Origin of the sequence: Actinomadura macrotermitis, from assembly GCF_009604375.1 — a bacterium.
GTDB lineage: Bacteria > Actinomycetota > Actinomycetes > Streptosporangiales > Streptosporangiaceae > Spirillospora > Spirillospora macrotermitis.
The window spans coordinates 730708-752849 of record NZ_WEGH01000002.1; the positions used below are offsets into that span (position 1 = coordinate 730708).

The 22142-nt window shown below is 72.0% G+C and carries 23 protein-coding genes; 9 read left to right on the forward strand and 14 right to left on the reverse strand.

From position 1 onward, the window contains the following. Window positions 1-11: 11 nt before the first annotated feature. Complete coding sequence (locus tag ACRB68_RS15275) at window positions 12-881, reverse strand: alpha/beta fold hydrolase (RefSeq protein WP_153533130.1); 870 nt, start codon at window positions 879-881, stop codon at window positions 12-14. A 101-nt stretch (window positions 882-982) separates the two neighbouring features. Between ACRB68_RS15275 and ACRB68_RS41255 the strand changes: the two genes are divergently transcribed. Then, window positions 983-1489, forward strand: a complete 507-nt coding sequence (locus ACRB68_RS41255) for a CGNR zinc finger domain-containing protein (RefSeq protein WP_328594241.1) — start codon at window positions 983-985, stop codon at window positions 1487-1489. Here the strand turns inward: ACRB68_RS41255 and ACRB68_RS15285 are convergent, their stop codons facing one another. The 3 genes from ACRB68_RS15285 to ACRB68_RS15295 form a co-directional block, all read right to left on the reverse strand. Next, on the reverse strand, window positions 1490-2257 hold the full coding sequence (locus ACRB68_RS15285; RefSeq protein WP_153533131.1) for a class II glutamine amidotransferase domain-containing protein: 768 nt from the start codon (window positions 2255-2257) through the stop codon (window positions 1490-1492). A 65-nt stretch (window positions 2258-2322) separates the two neighbouring features. Next, a complete protein-coding gene (locus ACRB68_RS15290) occupies window positions 2323-4095 on the reverse strand; it encodes an N-acetylglutaminylglutamine amidotransferase (RefSeq protein WP_153533132.1) in 1773 nt (590 codons plus the stop codon). Between the two features lie 19 nt (window positions 4096-4114). Then, the gene (locus ACRB68_RS15295) at window positions 4115-6601 is read right to left on the reverse strand and encodes a carboxylate--amine ligase/circularly permuted type 2 ATP-grasp protein (RefSeq protein WP_153533133.1); all 2487 of its coding nucleotides are present in this window, start codon (window positions 6599-6601) and stop codon (window positions 4115-4117) included. 120 nt (window positions 6602-6721) lie between these two features. Between ACRB68_RS15295 and ACRB68_RS15300 the strand changes: the two genes are divergently transcribed. Together ACRB68_RS15300 and ACRB68_RS15305 are read left to right on the forward strand one after the other, a co-directional pair. Further along, window positions 6722-7642 carry an alpha/beta fold hydrolase gene (locus ACRB68_RS15300; RefSeq protein WP_153533134.1) on the forward strand — a complete coding sequence of 307 codons (921 nt, stop codon included), beginning with the start codon at window positions 6722-6724 and terminating at the stop codon, window positions 7640-7642. A 19-nt stretch (window positions 7643-7661) separates the two neighbouring features. Beyond that, window positions 7662-8165 (forward strand): hypothetical protein, encoded by a 504-nt coding sequence (locus ACRB68_RS15305; protein WP_153533135.1) that lies wholly within the window; start codon window positions 7662-7664, stop codon window positions 8163-8165. Window positions 8166-8173: 8 nt separating this feature from the next. On the opposite strand, the gene ACRB68_RS15310 is transcribed toward ACRB68_RS15305, so the two are convergent. Continuing rightward, on the reverse strand, window positions 8174-8731 hold the full coding sequence (locus ACRB68_RS15310; RefSeq protein WP_153533136.1) for a dihydrofolate reductase family protein: 558 nt from the start codon (window positions 8729-8731) through the stop codon (window positions 8174-8176). 159 nt (window positions 8732-8890) lie between these two features. Here ACRB68_RS15310 and ACRB68_RS15315 point away from each other — a divergent pair, with 159 nt between their 5' ends. Continuing rightward, window positions 8891-9160: a cell division protein SepF gene (locus ACRB68_RS15315; protein WP_235959592.1), complete on the forward strand. Its 270-nt coding sequence runs from the start codon at window positions 8891-8893 to the stop codon at window positions 9158-9160. A gap of 7 nt (window positions 9161-9167) precedes the next feature. Here the strand turns inward: ACRB68_RS15315 and ACRB68_RS15320 are convergent, their stop codons facing one another. Next, the gene (locus ACRB68_RS15320) at window positions 9168-9422 is read right to left on the reverse strand and encodes a hypothetical protein (RefSeq protein WP_153533138.1); all 255 of its coding nucleotides are present in this window, start codon (window positions 9420-9422) and stop codon (window positions 9168-9170) included. Window positions 9423-9650: 228 nt separating this feature from the next. Here ACRB68_RS15320 and ACRB68_RS15325 point away from each other — a divergent pair, with 228 nt between their 5' ends. The 3 genes from ACRB68_RS15325 to ACRB68_RS15335 are packed head-to-tail and all read left to right on the forward strand — an operon-like array spanning window position 9651 to window position 13015. Beyond that, window positions 9651-11042, forward strand: a complete 1392-nt coding sequence (locus ACRB68_RS15325; protein ID WP_153533139.1) for a family 2B encapsulin nanocompartment shell protein — start codon at window positions 9651-9653, stop codon at window positions 11040-11042. A gap of 28 nt (window positions 11043-11070) precedes the next feature. Beyond that, on the forward strand, window positions 11071-11907 hold the full coding sequence (locus tag ACRB68_RS15330; protein WP_153533140.1) for a geranyl diphosphate 2-C-methyltransferase: 837 nt from the start codon (window positions 11071-11073) through the stop codon (window positions 11905-11907). A gap of 7 nt (window positions 11908-11914) precedes the next feature. After that, the gene (locus tag ACRB68_RS15335; RefSeq protein WP_194293320.1) at window positions 11915-13015 is read left to right on the forward strand and encodes a family 2 encapsulin nanocompartment cargo protein terpene cyclase; all 1101 of its coding nucleotides are present in this window, start codon (window positions 11915-11917) and stop codon (window positions 13013-13015) included. 59 nt (window positions 13016-13074) lie between these two features. Here ACRB68_RS15335 and ACRB68_RS15340 read toward each other — a convergent pair whose 3' ends face one another. The 5 genes from ACRB68_RS15340 to ACRB68_RS15360 form a co-directional block, all read right to left on the reverse strand. After that, window positions 13075-13698 (reverse strand): hypothetical protein, encoded by a 624-nt coding sequence (locus ACRB68_RS15340; RefSeq protein ID WP_153533141.1) that lies wholly within the window; start codon window positions 13696-13698, stop codon window positions 13075-13077. Window positions 13699-13905: 207 nt separating this feature from the next. Next, window positions 13906-14163, reverse strand: coding sequence for a hypothetical protein (locus ACRB68_RS15345; RefSeq protein WP_153533142.1), 258 nt, complete (start codon window positions 14161-14163; stop codon window positions 13906-13908). 68 nt (window positions 14164-14231) lie between these two features. Continuing rightward, a complete protein-coding gene (locus ACRB68_RS15350; protein WP_153533143.1) occupies window positions 14232-15269 on the reverse strand; it encodes a serine/threonine-protein kinase in 1038 nt (345 codons plus the stop codon). Window positions 15270-15687: 418 nt separating this feature from the next. Further along, window positions 15688-16140, reverse strand: coding sequence for a hypothetical protein (locus tag ACRB68_RS15355; RefSeq protein WP_153533144.1), 453 nt, complete (start codon window positions 16138-16140; stop codon window positions 15688-15690). Between the two features lie 39 nt (window positions 16141-16179). Continuing rightward, a complete protein-coding gene (locus ACRB68_RS15360) occupies window positions 16180-16854 on the reverse strand; it encodes a DJ-1/PfpI family protein (protein ID WP_153533145.1) in 675 nt (224 codons plus the stop codon). Between the two features lie 210 nt (window positions 16855-17064). Here ACRB68_RS15360 and ACRB68_RS15365 point away from each other — a divergent pair, with 210 nt between their 5' ends. Next, window positions 17065-18003 (forward strand): GlxA family transcriptional regulator, encoded by a 939-nt coding sequence (locus ACRB68_RS15365; protein WP_153533146.1) that lies wholly within the window; start codon window positions 17065-17067, stop codon window positions 18001-18003. Window positions 18004-18029: 26 nt separating this feature from the next. Here the strand turns inward: ACRB68_RS15365 and ACRB68_RS15370 are convergent, their stop codons facing one another. Next, window positions 18030-18590 carry a TetR/AcrR family transcriptional regulator gene (locus ACRB68_RS15370; protein ID WP_153533147.1) on the reverse strand — a complete coding sequence of 187 codons (561 nt, stop codon included), beginning with the start codon at window positions 18588-18590 and terminating at the stop codon, window positions 18030-18032. 97 nt (window positions 18591-18687) lie between these two features. Here ACRB68_RS15370 and ACRB68_RS15375 point away from each other — a divergent pair, with 97 nt between their 5' ends. Next, window positions 18688-19596, forward strand: a complete 909-nt coding sequence (locus ACRB68_RS15375; protein WP_153533148.1) for an NmrA family NAD(P)-binding protein — start codon at window positions 18688-18690, stop codon at window positions 19594-19596. Window positions 19597-19660: 64 nt separating this feature from the next. Here the strand turns inward: ACRB68_RS15375 and ACRB68_RS42480 are convergent, their stop codons facing one another. Further along, window positions 19661-20359, reverse strand: a complete 699-nt coding sequence (locus tag ACRB68_RS42480) for a Gfo/Idh/MocA family protein (RefSeq protein WP_194293321.1) — start codon at window positions 20357-20359, stop codon at window positions 19661-19663. Window positions 20360-20470: 111 nt separating this feature from the next. Next, window positions 20471-22096, reverse strand: coding sequence for an MFS transporter (locus ACRB68_RS15390; RefSeq protein WP_153533151.1), 1626 nt, complete (start codon window positions 22094-22096; stop codon window positions 20471-20473). Window positions 22097-22142 lie beyond the last annotated feature (46 nt).

The following is a 22142-nucleotide window of genomic DNA, read 5'->3' on the forward strand; positions in this document are numbered from 1 at the left end:
TCCGCCACGGATTAACCGAGGGCCCGGCCGAGGAAGTCGCGGATCAGCGCGGCGATCTCGGGGCCGTGGGTCTCCAGGGCGAAGTGCCCGGCGTCCAGCAGGTGGATCTCGGCGTCGGGCAGGTCGCGGGCGAACGCGCGCGCCCCGGCCGGGCCGAAGATCTCGTCGTGCTCGCCCCAGGCGACCAGCACCGGCGGCCGGTGCGTGCGGAAGTACTCCTGGAACGCGGGGTAGCCGTCCAGGTTGAACTGGTAGTCCCAGAAGAGCTGGAGCTGGGCCTCCTTGGAGCCGGGGCGGTCCAGGTAGGCCTGGTCGAGCGTCCAGGTGTCGGGGTTCAGCCGGTCCAGGCGGTCCTTGGGGACGCCGTGCTCGTACTGCCAGCGGGTGGCCGCGGGCTCCAGCAGCCCGCGGACGTCCGCCTCGTTGGCGGCGCGGTCCTTGGCGTGCGCGAACAGCACGTCCCAGAACGGGGTGAACCCCTCCAGGTAGGCGTTGCCGCTCTGGCTGATGATCGCCGTCACCCGGTCGGGGTGGCGGGAGGCGATGCGCAGCCCGATCGGCGCCCCGTAGTCCTGGACGTAGAGCGCGAAGCGGTCCAGGCCGAGGGCGTCCAGCAGGCCGAGCGTGATCTCGGTGAGGCGCTCGAAGGAGTAGTCGAAGTCGGCCACCGAGGGGGCCGCCGACTGCCCGAAGCCGATGTGGTCGGGGGCGATCAGGTGGTACTCGCCGCCGAGGTCGGCCAGCAGGCCGCGGAACATCGCCGAGCTGGTGGGGAAGCCGTGCAGCAGGACCAGCGTGGGGCGGGCGGGGTCGCCGGCCTCCCGGTAGAAGACGCGCTGCCCCTGGATCCCGATGGTGCGGTGGTGGACGACGGCGGTCATGGCGGACCTTCTCTCTAACCGATGAATCTCGCTTGAATGGTTAGAACATAGATCAACGCGACCTAACCCGTCAAAGGTTGTTCATCAGTTAGACTGTGCCGGTGATCACAAGACCGCTCACCGGCGAGCCGCTCCCGTTGGACCTGGTGAACACCCGCTGGCCCGCCCAGGGCGGCTGGATCGACGCGCTGGAGGACTGGCACGCCGAGCACGCGGCGGCGCTCGGCGGCACGACCGGACTGGAGCAGCTGCGCGCCGCGCGGCAGGCGATCCGGCGCGCGTTGGAGGAGAAGGAGTACGACGAGCTCAACGCCGTGCTCGCGCACGGCCGCGTCCGGCTGGAAATGACCGGCGACGGGCCGGTCGAGACGCCCGAGGTCGACGACGAGGCGTGGCGCGGCGCGTGGCTCGCCGCGCGCGCGTTCGCCGAGCTCGTGCGGGATGCGCCGCCCGGCCGGATCCGCGACTGCGAGGCGCCGGACTGCATCCTGTGGTTCCTCGACGTCTCGCGGAACGGCCGGCGGCGCTGGTGCTCGATGAGCGGCTGCGGCAACCGCGCCAAGGCCCGCGCGCACTACGCGCGGGCCCTGGGCGGCCAGGCGCCGTGACTACCCGGGCACGGCCTCGCCCGGCAGCACGGTCGGCGCGGCCGACGGCACCGTCCGCAGCGATCTGACCTGCGCCGACGACCCGTCGGCGACGAGGATCGAGCGGTCGGGGACGGTGGTCCAGTCGTCGGCGTCGTCCTGCGGCTCGCTCGCGACCATCACCCCGTCGCTCTCCTGGCGGTAGCAGAGGGTCTCCGCCCAGGTCGTCGCGACGGCCTGCGTCCCGTCGGTGGCCAGCATGTTCAGGCACGCGTTCGGGTCGAGCCCGACGACGTCGTACAGCAGCCCCTCGACCGTCTCGGCGAGCGGGCGGCCCTGCTCCAGCCGCTGCCAGAGCAGCGCCGCCAGGAACGCCGAGTCGCACGTCGACTCGGGCTCGCGGCCCGCCTCCAGCAGCACGCCGGTCTTGCCGACGTTCAGGTGCCCGTTCAGGCTGAGCAGGATCTCGCCGTCGGTGAACGGCGCGTTCGCGGTCTCCTCGATCGGCATGCCGGGGCTGGCCGCGCGGGCCGCGCCGAGGACGCAGCCCGCGGAGACCTCACGGGCGAACGCCGGGAACTCCGCGTCCTCCCAGATCGGCGTGGTGGTGCGGAACACCCTGGTCCCGCCCCCGGGCGGATGCCACCCGGCGCCGAAACCGTCCTTGTTGACCAGGCCGATCTGCTGCCAGCGCGGCAGCCTGGCCTGTTCGGGCAGTCCGTAGCTCGGCTCGAAGAACAGGGCGTGCAGCGTCCTGGGCGCGCCGACCCAGGCGAAATGACGGCACATCTAGGCAGGGCTCCCCTTCGTTGCGGTCTGGACGTCGCCGAGGTCGTTCCCGGCGTTCGTCCCACTCACACGCCATGCCCCTGCAACCACAGTTCCAACAACGCGATCTGCCACAGCTGGCTCGCGCCGAGCGTGGTCCGGTGGTCGCTCGGCGCCGCCAGCAGCCGCTCGACGTAGTCGGCCCGGAACAGCCCGCGCTCCTTGGCGGCCGGCGACATCAGCGCCTCGCGCACCAGCTCCAGGTAGGGGCCCGACAGGTGGCGGATGGCCGGGACGGGGAAGTAGCCCTTGGTCCGGTCGATGACCTCGTCGGGGACGATGCCGCGCGCCGCGTCCTTCAGCACGCCCTTGCCGCCCTGGGCGAGCTTCAGCTCGGGCGGGCAGGCCGCCGCGAGCTCCACCAGGTCGTGGTCCAGGAACGGGGTGCGGGCCTCCAGGCCCCACGCCATCGTCATGTTGTCGACGCGCTTGACCGGGTCGTCCACCAGCATGACGGTCGAGTCGATGCGCAGCGCCGCGTCGACCGCCGTCTCCGCGCCGGGCGCGCCGAAGTGGGCGCGCACGAAGTCGGAGGCGGCGTCGTGGTCGAGCAGGTAGGACGGGTTGAGGATGCCCTCCAGCTCCGGGTACGGGCGGTCGAAGAACACCCCGGCGTAGGCGTCGGCGGCCTGCTCGCGCGGGACGCCCGCGAGCGGCGGATACCAGTCGTACCCGGCGAACACCTCGTCGGCGCCCTGCCCCGACTGGACGACCTTGACGTGCTGGGACACCTCCTGCGACAGCAGGTAGAACGCGACGACGTCGTGGCTGACCATCGGCTCGCTCATCGCGCCGATCGCGCCCGTCAGCGCGGGCAGCAGCCGCGCGTCGTCGATGCGGATCTGGTGGTGGTCGGTGCCGAACCGCTCGGCGACCAGGTCGGAGTAGACGAACTCGTCGCCCGACTCCCCGCCCGCCGCCTGGAAGCCGATGCTGAACGTGCTGAGGTCGCGCTGCCCCGCCTCGGCGAGCAGCGCGACGATGAGGCTGGAGTCCAGGCCGCCCGACAGCAGCACGCCGACCGGGACGTCGGCGACCATCCGCCGGTCCACCGCCGTGCGCAGCGCCGCCAGCACCTCGCCGGTCCACTCCTCGCGGCTCATCGGCAGGCCCCGGGTGAAGCCGGGGCTCCAGTACAGCCGGTCCTCGATCCGCCCGTCGCGCTCCACGGTCCGCACGGTCGCGGGCGGCAGCTTCTGCACGCCCGCCAGGATCGTGCGCGGCGGCGGGACGACCGCGTGGAACGTCATGTAGTGGTGCAGCGCGACCAGGTCCAGCCCGGTGTCCACGCCGCCGCCGGCCAGCAGCGCGGGCAGCGTCGAGGCGAACCGGAGCCGGTCGGCGTCCTGCGTCATGTAGAGCGGCTTGATGCCGAGCCGGTCGCGGCCGAGGACGACCCGCCCGGAGTCGCGCTCCACGATCGCGAACGCGAACATGCCCTTGAAGTGGTCGACGCAGCCGGTGCCCCAGTGGTGGTACGCCTTGACCAGCACCTCGGTGTCGGAGGTGGAGAAGAACCGGTAGCCCGCGGCGAGCAGCTCGTCGCGCAGCTCGCGGTAGTTGTAGAGGCAGCCGTTGAAGACGCCGGTGAGGCCGAGCTCGGCGTCGGCCATCGGCTGCGCGCCCCGCTCCGACAGGTCGATGATCTTCAACCGGCGGTGCCCGAGCGCGACCGGCCCGGCCGACCACACCCCGGCGCCGTCCGGGCCCCGCGGCTCCATCGCGGCCGTCATCCGCGCCACCGCCGCGACGTCGGCGCCCATGCCGTCCAGGCGCACCTCACCGCTCAACCCGCACATTCGGATGTCTCCCTTCCGTTCACTGCATCAGCCAGGTGTCCTTGGAGCCGCCGCCCTGCGAGGAGTTGACGATCCGGCTGCCCTCGGGCGCCACCCGCGTCAGCGCGACCGGGACGACCTCGGCCCGGTCGCCCTGGCACACGAACGCCCGCAGGTCCACCGCGCGCGGCCGCAGCCGGCCGCCGTCCAGCACCGGGTGCGTGGACAGCCCGACGGTCTCCTGCGCGATCCAGCCCGCCGGGTTCTCCAGCAGCCGGTCGCGGGCCTCGGCCAGCTCGGCGCGGGAGGCGTCCGGGCCGATCAGCACGCCGGCGCCGCCGTAGCCGTCGACCGGCTTGAGCACCAGCTCCGGCAGCCGGTCCAGGACCTGCTCGCGCTGCTCCTCGTCGCGGCACAGGTAGGTCGCGACGTTGTCCAGCAGCGGCTGCTCGCCGAGGTAGTACTCGATGAGGCGGGGGACGAACGCGTACAGCGCCTTGTCGTCGCCGACGCCGTTGCCCGGCGCGTTGGCCAGCCTCAGCTGCCCGCGCCGCACGGCGTCCAGCAGCTCGCGGGGCAGTTCGTCCTCGTCGATCCGGCGGTAGAGGACCTCCACGTGCTGCCCGTCCGCCCGGACGCCGTGCTCGTCCACCTCGATCTGGTCGGGCGTGACGAGCGGGATGCCCATCTCCTGCGCGAGCAGCCTGTGCTCGAAGAACGCCGAGTCGGATTCACCGGACGTCACCAACGCGAGCGCGTCCGATTCGTTCGACAGCGCCGCACGCAGCACCTTCAGCGCGCGCGCTGGGCTGGGCGTGGACGACGCGCGCAGCATCTCCGGCAGCACCCGCGCCATCAGCCAGCGGTTCGCGAGCGCGTACCCGATGCCGGACGGAACCCGCAGGTTGTCCTCCAGGACGGCCCAGCGGCCCGCCCCGTCGCGCACCAGGTCGATGCCCGCCACCGCGCACCGCACCGAATCCTTCGGGACCAGCCGCCCGTCGTCCCGCAGGCCGGGCGAATCGTCGACCGCCCAGGCGGGCAGCACACCGTCGCGCACCGCCTCGCGATCGCCGTAGGCGTCGCGCAGGAACGCCTCCAGGGCGCGCACCCGCTGCACCAGGCCGACCTGCAGCAGCGTCCAGTCCTCGGCGGCGATGATGCGCGGCACCAGGTCGACCGGGAACAGCCGGTCCTCCTCCTCGCCCTCCACGTGGAAGGTCATGCCGAGCTGCCGCTGCACCTCGTCGCGCTTGCGCTCCCGCTCGGCCAGGCCGTCCGCGCCGAGCCGGTCGAGCGCGTTCATCAGCAGCCCGTAGGGGCCGCGCGCGCTGCCGTCGAACACCACGGCCTCGTCGGCGGAGGTGTCGTAACCGGCCAGCATCGGCGCGACCCGCGTCCGGGCCGGCCCCGCGCCGGGCGCCCACTCGGTGTTCGCGCGGGTCTCGGCGAGCAGCAGGTCCACCACCCGCCCGACACCGCCCTCGGCGAACGCGGCGCGCTGCCGGGCCGCCGACCCGCCGCCCGCCAGGACCGCGTCGGCCAGCTCCGACACCAGCTCCCAGTCGCCCAGCCGCTCCAGCGCCGGCCGCAGCCCCGCCACCGTCCGGCGGATGAACAGCGGCGCCGGCACCGGCACGCCGTCCACCGGATCGACCAGCTCGCTCTCCAGCCCGGCGCGGGCGGCGCGCCACGACATCGCCCGGGTCAGCTCGGTGCGCACCGGCAGCGGCGGGCGGCCCGCGACGGCCGCCTCCATCTCCTCGATCACCATCGCCCGGAACAGCCCGGCCAGCAGCACGACGTCCTCCACCCGCGGGCAGGCGTCGCACACGCGCAGCTCGATCGTCGGCAGGTGCGCCGACGGCCGCACATCGAAATAGATCATGCCGCGGTCGCTGATGACGCCGGACCGCACCAGGTCGTCGACCATCCGGTCGTACTCCTCGGCCGACCCGAACTCCCCGAGCGGCCCGGTCGTCGGCCAGCGCGACCACAGCAGCGTCCGGTAGCTGGCGTAGCCGGTGTCGGAGCCGAGCCAGTACGGCGAGCTCGCCGAGATCGCCAGCAGGGCCGGCAGCCGCGGCGCGATCCGGTGCGCGATCGCCACCGCCAGATCGCGGTCGCCCACGTCCACGTGGACCTGCGCGCCGCAGATCAGCTGCTCGCGGGCCAGCGCCTGGTACTCCTCCAGCATGTTCTCGTAGCGGGGGTCCGGCGTGACCTTCAGCGCGTCCACGTCGGCGACGGGCACGGTGCCCGACGCGACGATGCCGAGCCCGAGCGGCTCGGCCGCGGCCACCACGCCGCGTCTCAGCGCGGCCAGGTCCTCGGCCAGGTCGATCAGCCGCAGAAAGGGTCTGCTGTTGGTCTCCACGACCGAACGCTGCAGCTCAGCACTGAAACGCTCGGCCGGTAGTTGCTGCAGGAGGCTGTCCGCCCGCGGCAGCAAACGATGCGTTTCCAGGTCCACGGTGTGGAACTCCTCCTCCACACCGACGGCCATCACTTCCGCGCGGTCGCCCATCACGCGACCGTAGGTGCCCTTTGTTTCGCCGAAATATCATGAACATGGCGAACGGGTTCGCTTACCTGGCTCTCACCAGCCGGAATCATCCGTGAAACACGCCCGGCCGACCCTGCGGACATGCTCTGTTTCCAGGACATCCACGGTTACCGCCGCGCCTACCGCGTCCTCGGCGACGGCCCCCCGCTCCTGCTCGTCCACGGCATCGGCGACAGCTCGCTGACCTGGGACCGGGTGCTGGCCGGCCTCGCCGAACGCCACACCGTCATCGCCCCCGACCTGCTCGGCCACGGCGACTCGGCCCGGCCCCGCGCCGACTACGCCATCGGCGCCTACGCCTGCGGCATGCGCGACCTGCTGACCGTCCTCGGCGTCGACCGGGTCAGCGTCGCCGGGCACTCCCTCGGCGGCGGCATCGCGATGCAGTTCGCCTACCAGTTCCCCGAGCGCGTCGAGCGCCTCGCCCTCGTCGGCAGCGCCGGCCTCGGCCGCGCCGTGCACCCGGCGTTCCGGCTCGCCGCCGGCCCCGGCGCGTCCCTCGGCATGCGGCTGCTCACCACCCCGCCCACCCGCGCCGCGGTCCGGGCCGCCACCCCCGTCCTGCGCGCCCTCGGCGGCGCCGGCCTCGGCCACGACCTGGACTACGTCCTCGGCCGCTACCGGAACTTCGCCGACCCGTCCGCCCGCCGCGCGTTCCTGCGCACCATCCGCGCCGGCGTGGACCTGCGCGGCCAGGCCATCACGATGCTCGACCGCGGCTACCTCGCCCGCGACCTGCCCACCCTCATCGTCTGGGGGCGCCGCGACGGCATCATCCCGGTCCGCCACGCCTACGTCGCGCACACCGTCATGCCCCGCAGCCGCCTGGAGGTCTTCGAGGACGCCGGCCACTTCCCGCACCGCGACGAGCCCGAGCGCTTCGTCGAGGTGATGGACGACTTCCTGAAGACCGAACCGGCCCGGCACGACCGCGCCGACTGGCGCGACCTCCTGCTCGCCGGCCGCCCGACCACGCCCCCGGAACCCTCCAGCGGCACCTGAGGCCCGCCATACTCGGCGCATGCTGGACTTCCTGGTGCGCTTCGCCCTGACCGGAAGCGCCGGCCTGCTCCGCCTCGGCGCCCCGCTCCGCGACCTGGTCGCGGAATACGGCGGGCCGTGGGACATCGGACGCGTCGGCAAGCACGACAGGTGGCCGCACCTGTACTCCTACGGCGACGTCGAGTTCACGGTCTGCCGCTGCCGCATGGTCACGCACATCTCGGTGCCGACCTGGCGCGAGACCGTCGAACTGCCCCCTGGCCTGGGCACCGTCCCCGCAACGGTCACCTACCGGCAACTGACCGAGGCCCTGTCCGCGGCCGGCTGCGCCTGGGAACCTCTCCCGCCCATCCCGGGCCAGTGCGGCATACGCGCCATGCCGGAACGCATCGAGTTCGTCTTCGTCACGGAAGAGGAACCCGAACCGCTGCTGCACGGCGCCCACAGCTGGTTCCTCCCCCACGACTGCATCGACACCGCCACAGCCGCGGCCCGTTTCCCGGACGACCTCCCACCAGAGTGACGGAGCGGTCAGGGGCGCTTGGGCTCGTAGTGCATCGCGGTGATGCCGCAGTCGAACGGGTGGGCGCCGACGAGGCGCAGCCCCTGGTAGGCGCCTTCAGGGAAGACCGGCATGCCGGAGCCGATCGCGGTGGGGTTGACGAACAGGTGCAGCTCGTCCAGCAGGCCCTCGGCGATCAGGCTCTGGGCCAGCGTGCTGCCGCCGTAGGCGATGATGTCGCCGCCCTCCTGCGCCTTCAGCTTCGCGATCGTCCCGGCCAGGTCGCCGGACACGGTGGTGTTGTCCCAGGGCGACTCGGTGAGGCTGCTGGAGATCACGACCTTGGGCGTGCCGTTCATCTTGTCGATCGCCTCCTGCGGCTCGCCCTCCGGACCGGCCGCCCACGTCGGGATGAACCCCTCCGCGAGGTTGCGGCCCAGCACGATGCAGTCGACCGGCTCGGTCAGCGCACCGATGTAGGCGCCGATGTCCTCGGTCCAGGGGAACGTCATCCAGTCCATCTCGCCGTTCGGGCCGGCCATGAAGCCGTCGGCGGTGACCTGGACCTGCAGCTTGAACCTGCGCATGGGGTGCTCTCTCTCAGCCGTGGAACCGTCGTCCTTCTCGATGGCTCCACACTGCCGGACCCCGCTTACGGCATCTTTACGGCTTCTCTTCGATGACGCCCGGCTTCATCAGCAGGTCGGCCTTGACGCCAGGATCAGCACCGGGAGACTGGCCTGGTGATGGTCAAGACGCTGCGTCCCCGCGACTACAACGAGGCCCTGCACGTGGGGCACTTCTTCCGCAACAAGCGCATCCCGGTCGTGATGGACCTGACGGCGCTGAACGACGACGTGGCGCGGCAGTTCGTCGACTTCGCCGCGGGCCTGGTCTTCGGCCGGGGCGGCGACATGGACCGGCTGGGTCCCAAGCTCTTCCTGCTGATCCCCTCCGGCCTGTCCCGGCCGGCCGTCCTCCCGCCGGCTACCGGGACGGACACGGCCACCGCCTGACCGGCCGTCACGGCGTGCCGGTGACCACCGCCGTGCCGACGAGGACATAGCGGGGCTCGTGCCATCGGGAGGGACCCTCGCCCGGCGATATCGTCGTCACCTGCAACCCCACGATGGCGTGGGCGCCGCGGTAGACCGCCGCGTGCGCGAGCTGATCGAGTCCGAGACCGATGTCGGCGGCGTCGGTCCAGACCGGCCACGCCTGCTCGACGGGTCCCGCGCCGGCGATCGGTATGTGGTCGGTCGTGTAGATCGGGATCATCCGGCCACCCTCTCCTACCACCGGGCGCGTTTTCGACCCCCTATCCGTGACGCCACATTCCGCTGGACGGCGCGTGCGGCTTCTGTAGTGAACGGCCCCCTTTCCGGCCTGCGAAGGGCGCGACTAACGTCACTTTCCGTAGCCGATTGACTTTACTGCGTATCCATTTTGCCCGTTCTGGCCGTTCCGCCAGAGGACGCTCCGCCTTTCCCCCGAGAGGAGCCCGTCATGACCAGCGAGGCGACCGGCGAAAGGCTCAGTCTCAGCACCCGCGCGGCACGGAACCTGGCCACCACCACCAAGACCGTGCCGCAGATGCAGGGCATCACCCCGCGGTGGCTGCTGCGCAGGCTGCCCTGGGTCGAGGTCCCCGGCGGCACCTACCGGGTGAACCGGCGGCTCAGGCTCGCCGTGGGCAGCGGCCGGGTCGGGGTCGTCCAGGCGGGCGCCGACGACGTCCGGATCATCCCCGAGACGCTCGTCGAACTCCCCCCGCTGCGCGGGTACGGCGACGCGGCGGTGCTCGCCGGGCTGGCCCGCCGCTTCACCCCCCGCCACGTGCAGCCCGGCGAGGTGCTGGCCGCGGCCGGCGCGCCGGTGACCGAGGTGCTCGTCATCGCGCACGGCAAGGTCGAGCGGATCGGGACGGGCGAGTACGGCGACCCGCAGACCCTCGGCGTGGTCGCGGACGGCACGCACCTGGGCGAACAGGCCCTGCACCAGGACGAACCGGTATGGGCGCACACCTACAAGGCCGCCACCGCCGGCACCCTCCTGGCGCTGCCCCGGCGGGAGCTGCAGCGGATCCTGGACGAGACGCCGCGGCTGCGCGCGCACATCGCCGACCGCCTGGCGGCCGGCGACCGCCCCGCCAACCGCAAGGGCGAGGCCGAGATCGCGGTGGCCTCCGGGCACCACGGCGAACCCGTGCTGCCGGGCACGTTCGCCGACTACGATCCCGGCCCGCGCGAGTACGGGCTGTCGCCCGTGCAGTCCGTCGTGCGCGTGCACACCCGCGTCCAGGACCTCTACAGCGACCCGATGGACCAGACCGAGCAGCAGCTGCGGCTGGTGATCGAGGAGGCCCTGGAAACCCAGGAGCGGGAGCTGCTCACCAACCGCGGGTTCGGGCTGCTGCACAACACCGAGTACGACCAGCGCATCAGCACCCGCGGCGGCCCGCCGACCCCCGACGACATGGACGACCTGCTCACCCGCCGCCGCGGCACCAGGCTGTTCCTGGCCCACCCCAAGGCCATCGCCGCGTTCATGCGCCAGTGCAGCCGGCGCGGCCTGTACCCCGCCCCCGTCACCGAGGACGGGCGCCCCGTCCCCGCCTGGCGCGGCGTCCCGATCTTCCCCTGCGACAAGATCCCCATCAGCCGCGGCCACACGACCTCGATCGTCGCGATGCGGCTCGGCGAGTCCGCGCAGGGCGTGGTCGGCCTGCGCCCCGCGGAGCTCGCCGACCAGGTCGCACCGGGCGTGAGCGTCCGCCGCATGGGCGTCGACGAGCGCGCGCTGACCGCCTACCTGGTGTCGGCCTACGCCTCGGCCGCCGCCCTCGTACCCGACGCGATCGGCGTCCTGGAGAACGTCGACATCGCCGCCGGCCACTGAAGCAACCCGCCCCCGAAAGGAACCTTCCATGGTCATCGCCAGCGTCTACCAGAACGACGTCGCCGACTACTGGAACGCCGAACGCAACCCCGTCAACCTGCGGCTGGGCGAGGTGTCGGGGATCTACCACCACCACTACGGCATCGGCGAGGTCGATTGGACCGTCCTGGACGCCGACGACGACGACGCCCGCGAGAAGGCCGTCATCGCCGAACTGCACCGGCTGGAGAACGAGCAGGCCCGGCTGCTGCTCGGCCACCTCGGCGACATCAGGCCCGAGCACCGCCTGCTCGACGCCGGCTCGGGCCGCGGCGGCTCCAGCATCATGGCCAACGCCGCCTTCGGCTGCCGGGTCGACGGCGTGTCCATCTCCCAGGCCCAGGTCGACTTCGCCAACGCCCAGGCGGCCGAGCGCGGCGTGGCCGACAAGGTCCGCTTCCACTTCAAGAACATGCTCGACACCGGCTTCGAGGCGGGCGCCTTCCAGGCGATCTGGAACAACGAGTCGACCATGTACGTCGACCTGAACGACCTGTTCGCCGCGCACTCGCGGCTGCTGGCGCGCGGCGGCCGGTACGTCACCATCACCGGCTGCTACAACGACGTGTACGGGCTGCCGTCCAAGGCGGTGTCCACCATCAACGCCCACTACGTGTGCGACATCCACCCCCGCAGCGCCTACTTCCGCGCGATGGCGGCCAACCGGCTGGTGCCCACCACCGTCGTCGACCTGACCGCCGCCACCATCCCGTACTGGGAACTGCGCCAGCGCTCCTCGGTCGCCACCGGCATCGAGGACGCCTTCCTGACGGCCTACCGCGACGGCAGCTTCCAGTACCTGCTCATCGCCGCCGACCGCGTCTGAGGGCGAGATGACCACGCACGCACCGGGCAGGCCGACCGGTCTCGGCACCACCGCGGCCCTGCTCCCCGCCCTGCTGGCCGCCGCGCGCCCCAGCCGCGACTCCCCGGCGGCCGGCCCCGGCTACGCCGAAATGCCCTGGGGCGACGGAACGCACTCGCCGCTCTACTGCCCCCTGCCCGAACGCCTCGACCAGGCCCTGTCCGACGAGGTCGACGCCCGCCTCCTGGCCTGGGCGCAGGACCGCGGCTTCCAGGAACACGAGCTGGCGGGCCTGGCCAAGGCCGCGTTCGGCCACCTGGTCACCCTCGCCCACCCCGACGTCGACGACCCCGACGCGCTGCTCGTCGCCGCCCAGATGAACGCCAGCTGGTGGGCGGCCGACGACTACTACGCCGACGACACCGCCCTCGGCGCCGAACCCGTCCGGCTCCCCGAACGCCTCACCCTGGTGATGGCCGCCATGGACCCGGTCGCGCCCGCCGGGGACCTCACCCCGCCGCTGGAGGCGGCCTTCCAGGACGACCTCGTCCTGCGCATGTTCGACTCGGCGGTGGCCCACCTGCGCCGCCACGCCACCCCGGCGCAGGTCCAGCGGATCTGCTACGCCACCTTCTCCATGTTCGTGAGCTGGACCGCCTACGCCGCCTGGCGCGAGACCGGCGACGACCCCACGGCCTGGGAGTACCTGGCGGCGCGCCAGCACGACAGCTTCTACACGTCCATGACCCTCATCGACGCCATCGCCGGCTACCAGGTCCCCGCCGACCTGTTCTGCCACCCGCACGTCCGCCGCGCGGCCATGCGGGCCGGCACCGCCAGCGTGATCGTCAACGACCTGCACTCGGTGGCCAAGGACGCCGCCGACGAGAAACCCGTCTGCAACCTGGTCCTGCTGACCGCCGCCGACCGGGACTGCTCGCTCGACGAGGCCACCGAGGTCACCGTGGCCCTGCACAACGACCTGGTGCGCGGCTTCGAGAACGACCACCGCCAGTTGGCCGCCGTCCCGTCCCCCGAACTGCAGCGCTTCCTGCGCGGCCTGCGGGCCTGGATGGGCGGCGGCTTCCACTGGCACGCCACCAACCCCCGCTACGCCACCCGTCCCTGACCGGACCCCGGAGAGGCCCCTCGCGACGTTCGCGAGGGGCCTTTCTTCGTGGCCGCGCCCTAGGAGAGGACGAGCTTGAACTCGGCGTCGAAGGTGATCGTCTCGTTGGCCTTCACCCCGGGACAGCCGATGGAGCCGTCGTTGTTGGCGGTGGTGTAGGGCCGCGCGGTCGCGCTGATGTACTTCAGGGACTTGGTGCCGACGGTGTAGGTCGCGATGATCTTGTCGAAGTCGAACCGGCAGCCGTCGGAGAGGTAGGAGATCCCGTAGGGGGTGCTCTTGTTGCCGATGAGGCTGACGACGCCGGTGGCCGGGTTGTAGGCGGTCTGGGTGTAGTAGACGATGCCGATGCTCGCGATGTCCCCGCCGATGAGCATGCCCTGCTCTCCGTTGGGACGCTGGCACGTGCTCCCGTTCCGGACGGCGGCGGTGTAGTCGGCCTTCCTCGGCAGCTGACCGGCGGTGGCGGAGACGGTGGTCCCCTGCTGGTAGAGCGAGGTGCAGGTGAAGATCGTCTGGCCGGCGGAGTTGCGCACGGTCACCACGCCGGTGGTGTCGGAGGTGTAGCGGCCGTCGGCGGCGTGCGCGGGCGCGGGGGCCAGCGCCAGCAGCGCCGCGGCCGGCGCGAGGACGCCCACCAGGGCGCGGGTCAGGGCACGGGGACGCGAGGGGGTGGGGAGCATGGGGCGATGCCTCCTTGTACCCGCCGGGGCGGGAAGTTCCACTGAACGAACACCGCCAACACTATTTACGCCCCCTACAAGATCAATGCACTCTGCGCAGACGCAACCGAACCGGTGAATGAGCTGCCGGAAGCCGCCCCCAGAAGCCGTTTCCGCAACGACCACGGCCTTGAACCAGCCGAATCGTTCTCGCCGAAGGGCCTTCACTCAACGTCCTTCACCCGCCGTCGAAGGCCGCCACCCGGCTCGAATCCCAGCAGCCTCAGCACGCGCCGCCGCAGCCTCGGCGGCGGCGAGCTGCCGGTCCTCCTCATAGAGAAGCCGTTGGGACAACTCATCAAGAAAATCCGCCATGCGCTCACGCCAGTCAGCGAAGTCCAGCGAATCGACGTCCCCGGCCGGCCGCTGAGAATGCACCTCACGCAACCGCCGCAGAGAACGCTTCAGATCATCGGGGACGGTCAAGCCCGCCTTCGTCCGTACGCGCTACAGCAATTCCAAGCGCCGCCATACTCCAGCCGCACCGGACAACGTCAGAGGATCTGCGCGAGCTCCGAAAGCTCGGCACGCAGCCGTGGCGCCAGGGGCCTGTCCGCCGGATCCTTCGCGAGCAGCCTCATCAGCAGCGGCCCCAGTGGCTCCCCCGCGCGCCGCGGCGGGAGAGGCGGATCGGTCAGAACGGCGGCCATCGCCGCCGTCGGGCTCGGCCCGCCGAAAGCGGGCAGCCCTTCGACAGCGTAGAAGAGCGTGGCGCCGAGCCCCCACACATCGGTGGCGGGCGAGCTCTCCAGCCCTCGGATCTGCTCTGGAGCCATGTAGGCCGGAGTGCCGATGATGGCACCCGCTTCGGTGAGCGTCGGTTCACCTTGGAACCGGGCGATACCGAAATCGGCGAGCTTGATGGATCCATCGCTTTGAACGAGGACGTTCGCGGGCTTGACGTCCCGATGGACGATCCCGAGTTCATGCGCCGCCGTGAGCACATCGAGCAGGTCGAGGGCCATCGCGGCGACCCGCGCGGGAGGCAGCGGCCCCTCGGACTCCACCATCGCGCCGAGCGTGACCGCCTGGACCAGTTCCATCACGATGAGAACCGAACCCTGGTCCTGGAGGACGTCGTGGACGGTGACGGCGTTCTTGTGGGCGAGCTGCGCGGCGGCCCTGGCCTCGCGCAGCATGCGGGCCCGCATGGCCTCCTGCGCGCCGGGGGCGGCCCCAGAGGGCGGGAGGAGCTGCTTGATCGCCACCTGGCGGCCCAGCACGCCGTCCCTGGCCCGCCAGACCACCCCCATGCCGCCGCGGCCGAGTTCTTCCAGCAGCGTGAACCGGCTCCAGGCGGCGGCACCGGCCTCCTGCACGCTCACGGCCGGTGGCTGCGAGGAGCCCCCGCTGAAGACCTCCGTAGCCCGCTGCGCCGAGCCCGCCCGCACATGCCGCCGTCGGCGGCGTTGCAGCCCAAGAAAGATCCCGAACAGGACGAACAGAACAAACAGCACTATGCCAGTGATGACAAAGGAATTGGTGTACCAGGGCGATGCCGCCTCCGCGGCCCCAGGCGGCGACAGTTCCACCGGAAACCCTCTCTGCCCAGTTCAGCACGGTCGGCCTGATCAGGACTCAGCACAGACCATCGTCCACCGATCCCTGGGACAGTAACCTCGCCTACGAGCGAGGCGGCGTCAAGGGGAACAGATCACCGAAGGCGCTCATTCATCCTCCCCATAAAGTCCACGGCCTGGTGGCCGGAGACCACGCGGCATGGTCGCCAAGCGAGCCCATCGAAGACGCGGAAACCGGTCCAGGGCGCGCGACCATGTGCACTCACGGGCAGGAACAAGGGACCCCGACTTGGCGATGACAGATAAATTCGGTAACGCGGATGCACACCTATCGGACGGCCCGCGCCGCACCGACTCGTCCATATCGCCTGCACCGTTTCCCGGCACGCACGGGCTGCCCTGCAGGCCGCTCTGGACACCCCGCCCAAGATCACCCAGCTCTGCCGCCGTTGGCGTCCGGGGCAGGAAACCGGGCGATGTACCGCAGAGCCCGCTCCCATGGATCGAAGGCGAAGCACTGCCGGGGCCGGTGATGGTGGCGCGCGCAGAACGCGTCGAGCCCCATGCGGATCGGGCGCGGCCGGAGATCGCTCAGCGGCTCGGCGGCGCGGGCGCCCCTCAGGAGTTCGGACTGCAAGGTCCACCCGTCGTGATCGAACGCCCAGACGCCGTCCGTGACGTAGACATGACAAGCGTCCCTCGCCCCGCGCGGCCAGAGCCCGACGGGGCCGAACCCGGCATCCGGATAGGTCGCGATGAACGCGTACGCGAGGATGTGGCAAGCGCCGGCAGCGAAGAACGCCACGTCATCCCGGTTCCACGAGAGCAGCTGATCCTGCCGCTCGGCGCCAGTACGTCTGAAGCGTCCACTCGGACGGTACATACCTGGAAACCCTACGAGCCAAGCGGAGAAGGGGCGCGGTCAAAAGCCGCCGGGTACGGGGCCTTCGGGGCGCCAGACGATGCCGCGGCGCTCATGGGCGAACAGCTCTTCGACGGCGTGGGCGATCTGGGGCCCCACCTCGCGCTCCAGCAGGTACAGGCCGAGGTCCAGGCCGGAGGTGACGCCGGCCCCGGTGACGAGGTCGCCGTCGTCGACGACGCGGGCGCGCACCGCGTGGACGCCGGCGGCGTCGAGTGCGTCCAGGCCCGCGTGGTGCGTGGTGGCGTGGCGCCCCTTCAGCAGACCGGCCATGGCCAGGACGAGCGAGCCGCCGCACACCGCGCTGAGCGTCACCTCCGGATTGTCCCTCGCCGCCTTCAGCAGGGCGGGCAGTTCCGTCGCCAGGGCGCGGCCGAGCAGGACGGTGACGGGTTCCTCCTTCCGGCCCCCCGCTCCCGCGTCCTCGCCGGGCTCGCCCAGGCGTCCCGCGGCGCCGGGGACCAGGACCAGGCCCGCGCGGGCGGGGTCCAGGGCGGCCGTGGCCCGCAGCGCCAGGCCCCCGAGGCCGCCGGCCACTTCACGCGGCCCCTCCGCGGAGACCAGTTCCACGCTCACCGCGCCGCCGGAGGCGGTGCCGCCGGCGTACAGCACTTCGTAGGGGGCGACGACGTCGAGCGGATCGAAACCATCGAACAAGACGATCTGGGCGTGCATGGAGAAACCCCTTCGCGAGCGCTGCCTCCGACCTCCCGCCGGAGCCGCTCCCGACGCTAACCGGCCACCGGCCCGCCCCCCAGTGGCGTTAATGCCACCTTCCACCGGAATAATGCCAACATCCTGGATGAGGTCCTGAGCTGCCCAAAGTGGGCGTTCAGCGGCCCGCAGCCCGGATCCGGGCGCCCGGCGGGCGGATATCTTCTGGCCATGCACACCGTCGCCGTCCTCGCCCTGGACGGGGTGATCCCCTTCGACCTGTCCACCCCGATCGAGGTCTTCTCCCGCACTCGCCTGCCGGACGGGCGGCCCGGTTACCGGATCCGCGTCTGCGGCGAGCGGCCGGAGATCGACGCCGGCGCCTTCACCCTGCGCGCGCCCTGGGGGCTGGACGGGCTCGGGACCGCGGACACGATCATCGTTCCCGGCACCGCCGACCCCACGGCGCCGCTCGCCCCCGCCGTCCGTGACGCGCTGTGCGCGGCCGCCGCCAACGGCACGCGCATCGCCTCCATCTGCACGGGCGCCTTCCCCCTGGCCGCCGCCGGACTTCTGGACGGCCTGCGGGCCACCACCCACTGGGCCGCGGCCGATCTCCTGGCCGCCGCCCACCCGGACATCGACGTGGACCCGGACGTCCTGTACGTCGACAACGGCCGGATCCTCACCTCCGCCGGCGCCGCAGCGGGCCTGGACCTGTGCCTGCACCTGATCCGCCAGGACCATGGATCGGCCGTCGCCGCGGACGCCGCCCGGCTGTCGGTCATGCCGCTGGAGCGCGAGGGCGGGCAGGCGCAGTTCATCGTCCATGACCGTCCGCCCGCTCCCCAGGGGGCGACGCTCGAACCGCTGCTGGCCTGGTTGCAGGACAACCTCGGCTCCGACCTCACCCTCGCCGATATCGCCGCCCGGGCCGGGATCAGCACCCGCACCCTGATCCGGCGCTTCCGCGAGCAGACCGGCACCACCCCGCTCCAGTGGCTCCACCGCGCACGCGTCCGCCAGGCCCAGCACCTCCTGGAGGCCACGCACCACTCCGTCGAACGCATCGGCGCCCAGGTCGGGTTCGGTTCGCCCACCGCCTTCCGCGACCGGTTCAAGAAGACCACCGGCGTCAGCCCCAACGCCTACCGCCGCGCCTTCGGCTGACGACGTCCGCGCCGTTCGTCCCGCCCTCACTTTCCGGGGCTGAGCCCCTGAACGGTCAGGCCGAGCAGCCGGTGCGCTTCGGCGGCGGGGGCGGGGAGGTGCTCGGTGGCCAGGGCGATGCCGGTGACCAACGTGATCAGGTCGGCGGCGGTCACGGCCGGCGCCAGCGCGCCGGCCCGTACGGCGGCGCGGACCAGCGGACCGGCCGCCTCGGCGAGCTTGGCCGAGCAGGCATCGGCGTGCCCCGGGCCGCTCCCGCCGTCCTGGACCAGCGCACCGGCCATGCCCCGCGCGGAGGCGGCGTAGTCGGTGAGCGCCCCCAGCCAGTCCAGCAGCGCGGCGCGCGCGTCGGCTGCGCCGGCCGATTCCGCGGCGCGGGCGCACAGGACTTCGATCCGCTCGCGGAACACCGCCGCCAGCAGCGCGCGCCGGTCGGGGAAGTGCCGGCGCACGGTGGCCGAGCCGACCCCGGCGACGCGGGCGATCTGCTCCAGGGACGCGCCGGCGCCGTGCGCGGCGACCTCCTGCTCGGCGACGGCGAGGATCCGCGCGTGGTTGCGCCGGGCGTCCGCGCGCTGTACGGCCATGGCGTCACCTCCGGTCTTGCCAAGTGGCGGGGCCCTCCGTATGGTACGGAACCATAAGTGGCGGGCCCCGCCACTTAGCCGTTCGCAGAGGAGCGCCATGCCGGCAGCGTCCGCCCCCGTCCTGGTCACCGGCGCCACCGGCCGCCAAGGCGGCGCCGCCGCCCGCGCCCTGCTGGCCGCGGGCACCCCGGTCCGGGCGCTGGTCCGCGACCCCGCGACCGGCCGGGCGAGGGCCGTTGAGGCCCTCGGCGCCGAACTGGTGACCGGCGACCTGGACGACCGCGATTCCGTGACCGCGGCCGCCCGGGGCGCCCGCGCCGTCTTCTCCGTCCAGATGCCCGACACGGACCGGCGCGCCTTCGAGGGCGAGGTCGCCCAGGGCGTCAACCTGATCGAGGCCGCCAAGGCCGCCGGTGTCCCGCAGTTCGTGCACACCTCCGTCTCCGGCGCCGGACGGCATGTCGACTGGGTCAAGGGCCGCTGGGCCTGGATGGAGCCCTACTACGCGGCCAAGACCGAACTCCAGGACCGGGTCCGCGCGGCGGGGTTCGCGCACTGGACGCTCATCAAGCCGGGCTTCTTCATGGAGAACTTCCTGCCCACCGAGCGGATCATGTTCCCCCGCGGGGTCGGCGGCGGGCTGGTGAGCCTCCTCAAGCCGGCCACCCGGCTGTCCCTGGTCGCGGTCGCCGACATCGGCGGCGCGGTCGCCGCGGCCATCGCGGAACCGGCACGGTTCGACGGGGTCGAGCTGGAGCTGGCGAGCGACCACCTGACGATGGCCGAGATCGCCGAGACCCTCTCCCGCGCCCTGGGCGTCCGGCTGACCGCACCCGACATGACCGAGCAGGAGGCGACCGCCGCCGGCATGCCCGGCATGGGCCTCGCGCAGGCGCGTATCAACGAGTTCCCCCAACCCGCCCGTCCCGAATTCGCCCGAGCCCTCGGCCTTTCCCTCACCGCCTTCGAGACATGGGCGAAAACCCACCTGCGCCCCGCCCCCTGACCGGCCGCGCCCTTCTCCGCACCAGCGACCAGCCCTGCGGCAGGCCTGCCGTTCAGAACACCACCTAGGCGGGGGTGCGGGCGCGGTCGGCGAGCAGGGCTGCGTACCGGCCGCCGCGTGCGGCCAGGTCGTCGTGGGTGCCCTGTTCGACCAGGCGGCCCTCGTCCAGGACGAAGATGACGTGGATGTCGCGGACCGTCTCCAGCCGGTGGGTGATGGCGATCGTCGTGCGGCCGGGCAGGAGCGGGGCCAGGGCGTCCTGGACGTGGTGGGTGTTCTCGGTGTCGACGCAGACGAGGGCTCCGGTCGCCGAGGCCCGGGAGAAGGAGGTGCGGGAGGGATCGCGGCGGCGCCGCGCGTGGGCGCGGAACATCCGGGCGCTGACGGCGGTGATGGCGTGCCCGGAGACGAACCGGGCGAGGTCGCACCAGTGGGAGCCGATGTCGCCGAACGCGCGGGACGCGCCGCCGAGGGCCGTGTCGACCCGCCGGTTGTCGTCGCCCTCCTCCAGCAGCCAGTCCTGGAGATAGGCGCCGTGGATCAGGCGCAGGTCACCGGACGTGCCGTCCAGCAGCCGCGCCCGGGCCTGCCGGACGAGGGCGTAGTAGGGCCGACCGCTCGGGGGTGGAGGTCGTAGGTGTGACCCATCGTGCCGGTGGGCGAGGTGATCGTGGTGGTGCGGTCGCGGGTGTCGTAGCCGAAGGCGGTGGGGCCGCCCCCGGTCCCGCCAACCGTCACATTCCTGTCGCCTGTGGCACGTCACCCCGCCCCGGCTTTGAAATCGCCCCGCCCCGGGAATAACGCCTCCGGCAATTCTCGCCTCGGGCTTTAAATCCCACCAATAAGCCTTTCGGCCATTACCGAACAGGGTCGGTCAGGTCCTGTCGGTGGCTGTGGCGGCGTCCGGGGCGCCGGTGGCGTCCGCCGGTGCGGCGCGCGCCGGTTCACGGAGCAGGAACGCGCAGCAGAACGCGACCGCGAGCGCGGCGGCGCAGGTAAGCAGCGCAGGTTGCAGCGCGGTCGTGAAGGCGCGTTCGAAGGCATGCTGGCGCGCGAGCTCGACGACGCGGGCCGCCTGGGGTGCGAGGTGTGCAGTGCCGGTTCCGCCGCCCGCGTTGGAGATGGTGATGCCGTGTTCGGCCGTGCCGCGGATCGCGTCGGCGAAGGGCTTCACGAGATTCGCGGGAAGCGTGCTCGCGGTGGTGGCCGCCTCGTGGTGCAGGGAGGCCGACAGCCGGTTCTGCAGGACGGCGCCGACCAGCGCCCCGCCGAGGATGTTGCCGAACTGGCGGGTGGTGTTCAGCACCCCCGAAGCGGCGCCCGCGAGTTCGAGGGGCAGGCCTCGCATGGCGACGCTCGTCATGGGCGCCCAGAGCTGCCCGGAGCCGAAGCCGGTGACGACCAGGCCCGCCTGGAGCGCCCAGGTGTTCTGGTCCGCCCGGATGGCGAGGGTCGTCATCAGGATGCCGAGGCCGAACATGAGGGAGCCGGACAGCAGCACGCGGCGGCTTCCGACCTTGTCGGCGAGGCGGCCCGCGAACGGCGAGGTGACCGCGGCGAGGATGGGGAGGGCGATGAGCGACACCCCGGCTTCGAGGGGCGAGAGGCCGACGACCTCCTGGAAGTAGATGGTCAGCGGCAGGTAGAGGCCGAACAGGGCGAACTGGCACGCCGCCGTCATGACGTTCATCAGCGAGTGGTCGCGGTGCCGGAACAGCGCGAGCGGCATGAGCGCGTTCGGGCGGCGCTGGGAGACCACGAAGACCGCGAGCAGCACGACGCCCCCGACCAGCAGCAGCGGGATCGAGACGAACGACCAGACCACGCCCCAGTCGTAGCGCTGGGCCTCGATCAGGCCGTAGGTGAGGGCCAGCAGCGCCGTGCTCCCCAGGAGCATGCCGCGGAGGTCGAAACGGGCGCTCCGGCTCGCCGGAAGCGGCGGCAGGACGACGCGCGCCAGAACGATCGTCGCAAGGCCGATGGGGACGTTGACGAGGAAGATCCAGCGCCAGCCGAGGCTCTCGACCAGCAGGCCGCCGAGGGTCGGCCCGGCGACGGCCGCGCTGCCCGCGACACCGCCGTAGACGCCGAACGCGACGCCGAGCTTCGTCCAGGGGAACACCGCGACGATGAAACCGATGGTCGGCGGGGTGAGCAGCGCGGCCCCCACGCCCTGGAATGCGCGCGCGGCGATGAGCTGCCCCGGGCTCATCGTCATGCCGCAGACCGCCGACGCCAGGGTGAAGACGGTCACGCCCACGATGTACACGGTCCGCGGGCCGAGGATGTCCCCCAGCCGCCCGCCGGTGATGTACAGGACGGCGATGACAAGGATGTAGACGTTCATCACCCACAGCATCTGGTCGAGCGAGGCGCCGAGGTCCATGGCGATCGCCGGCAGCGAGATGCTGACGATCGTCGCGTCCAGCATCGCCATGAAGAAGCCGAGGCAGAGCACGAACAGAATGAGCCACGGCCCTTTTCGGGCAGTTTCATCCATGCCATTCTCCCATTTTAGAGAATTGCTGTCGAATGCGGCACTGCTA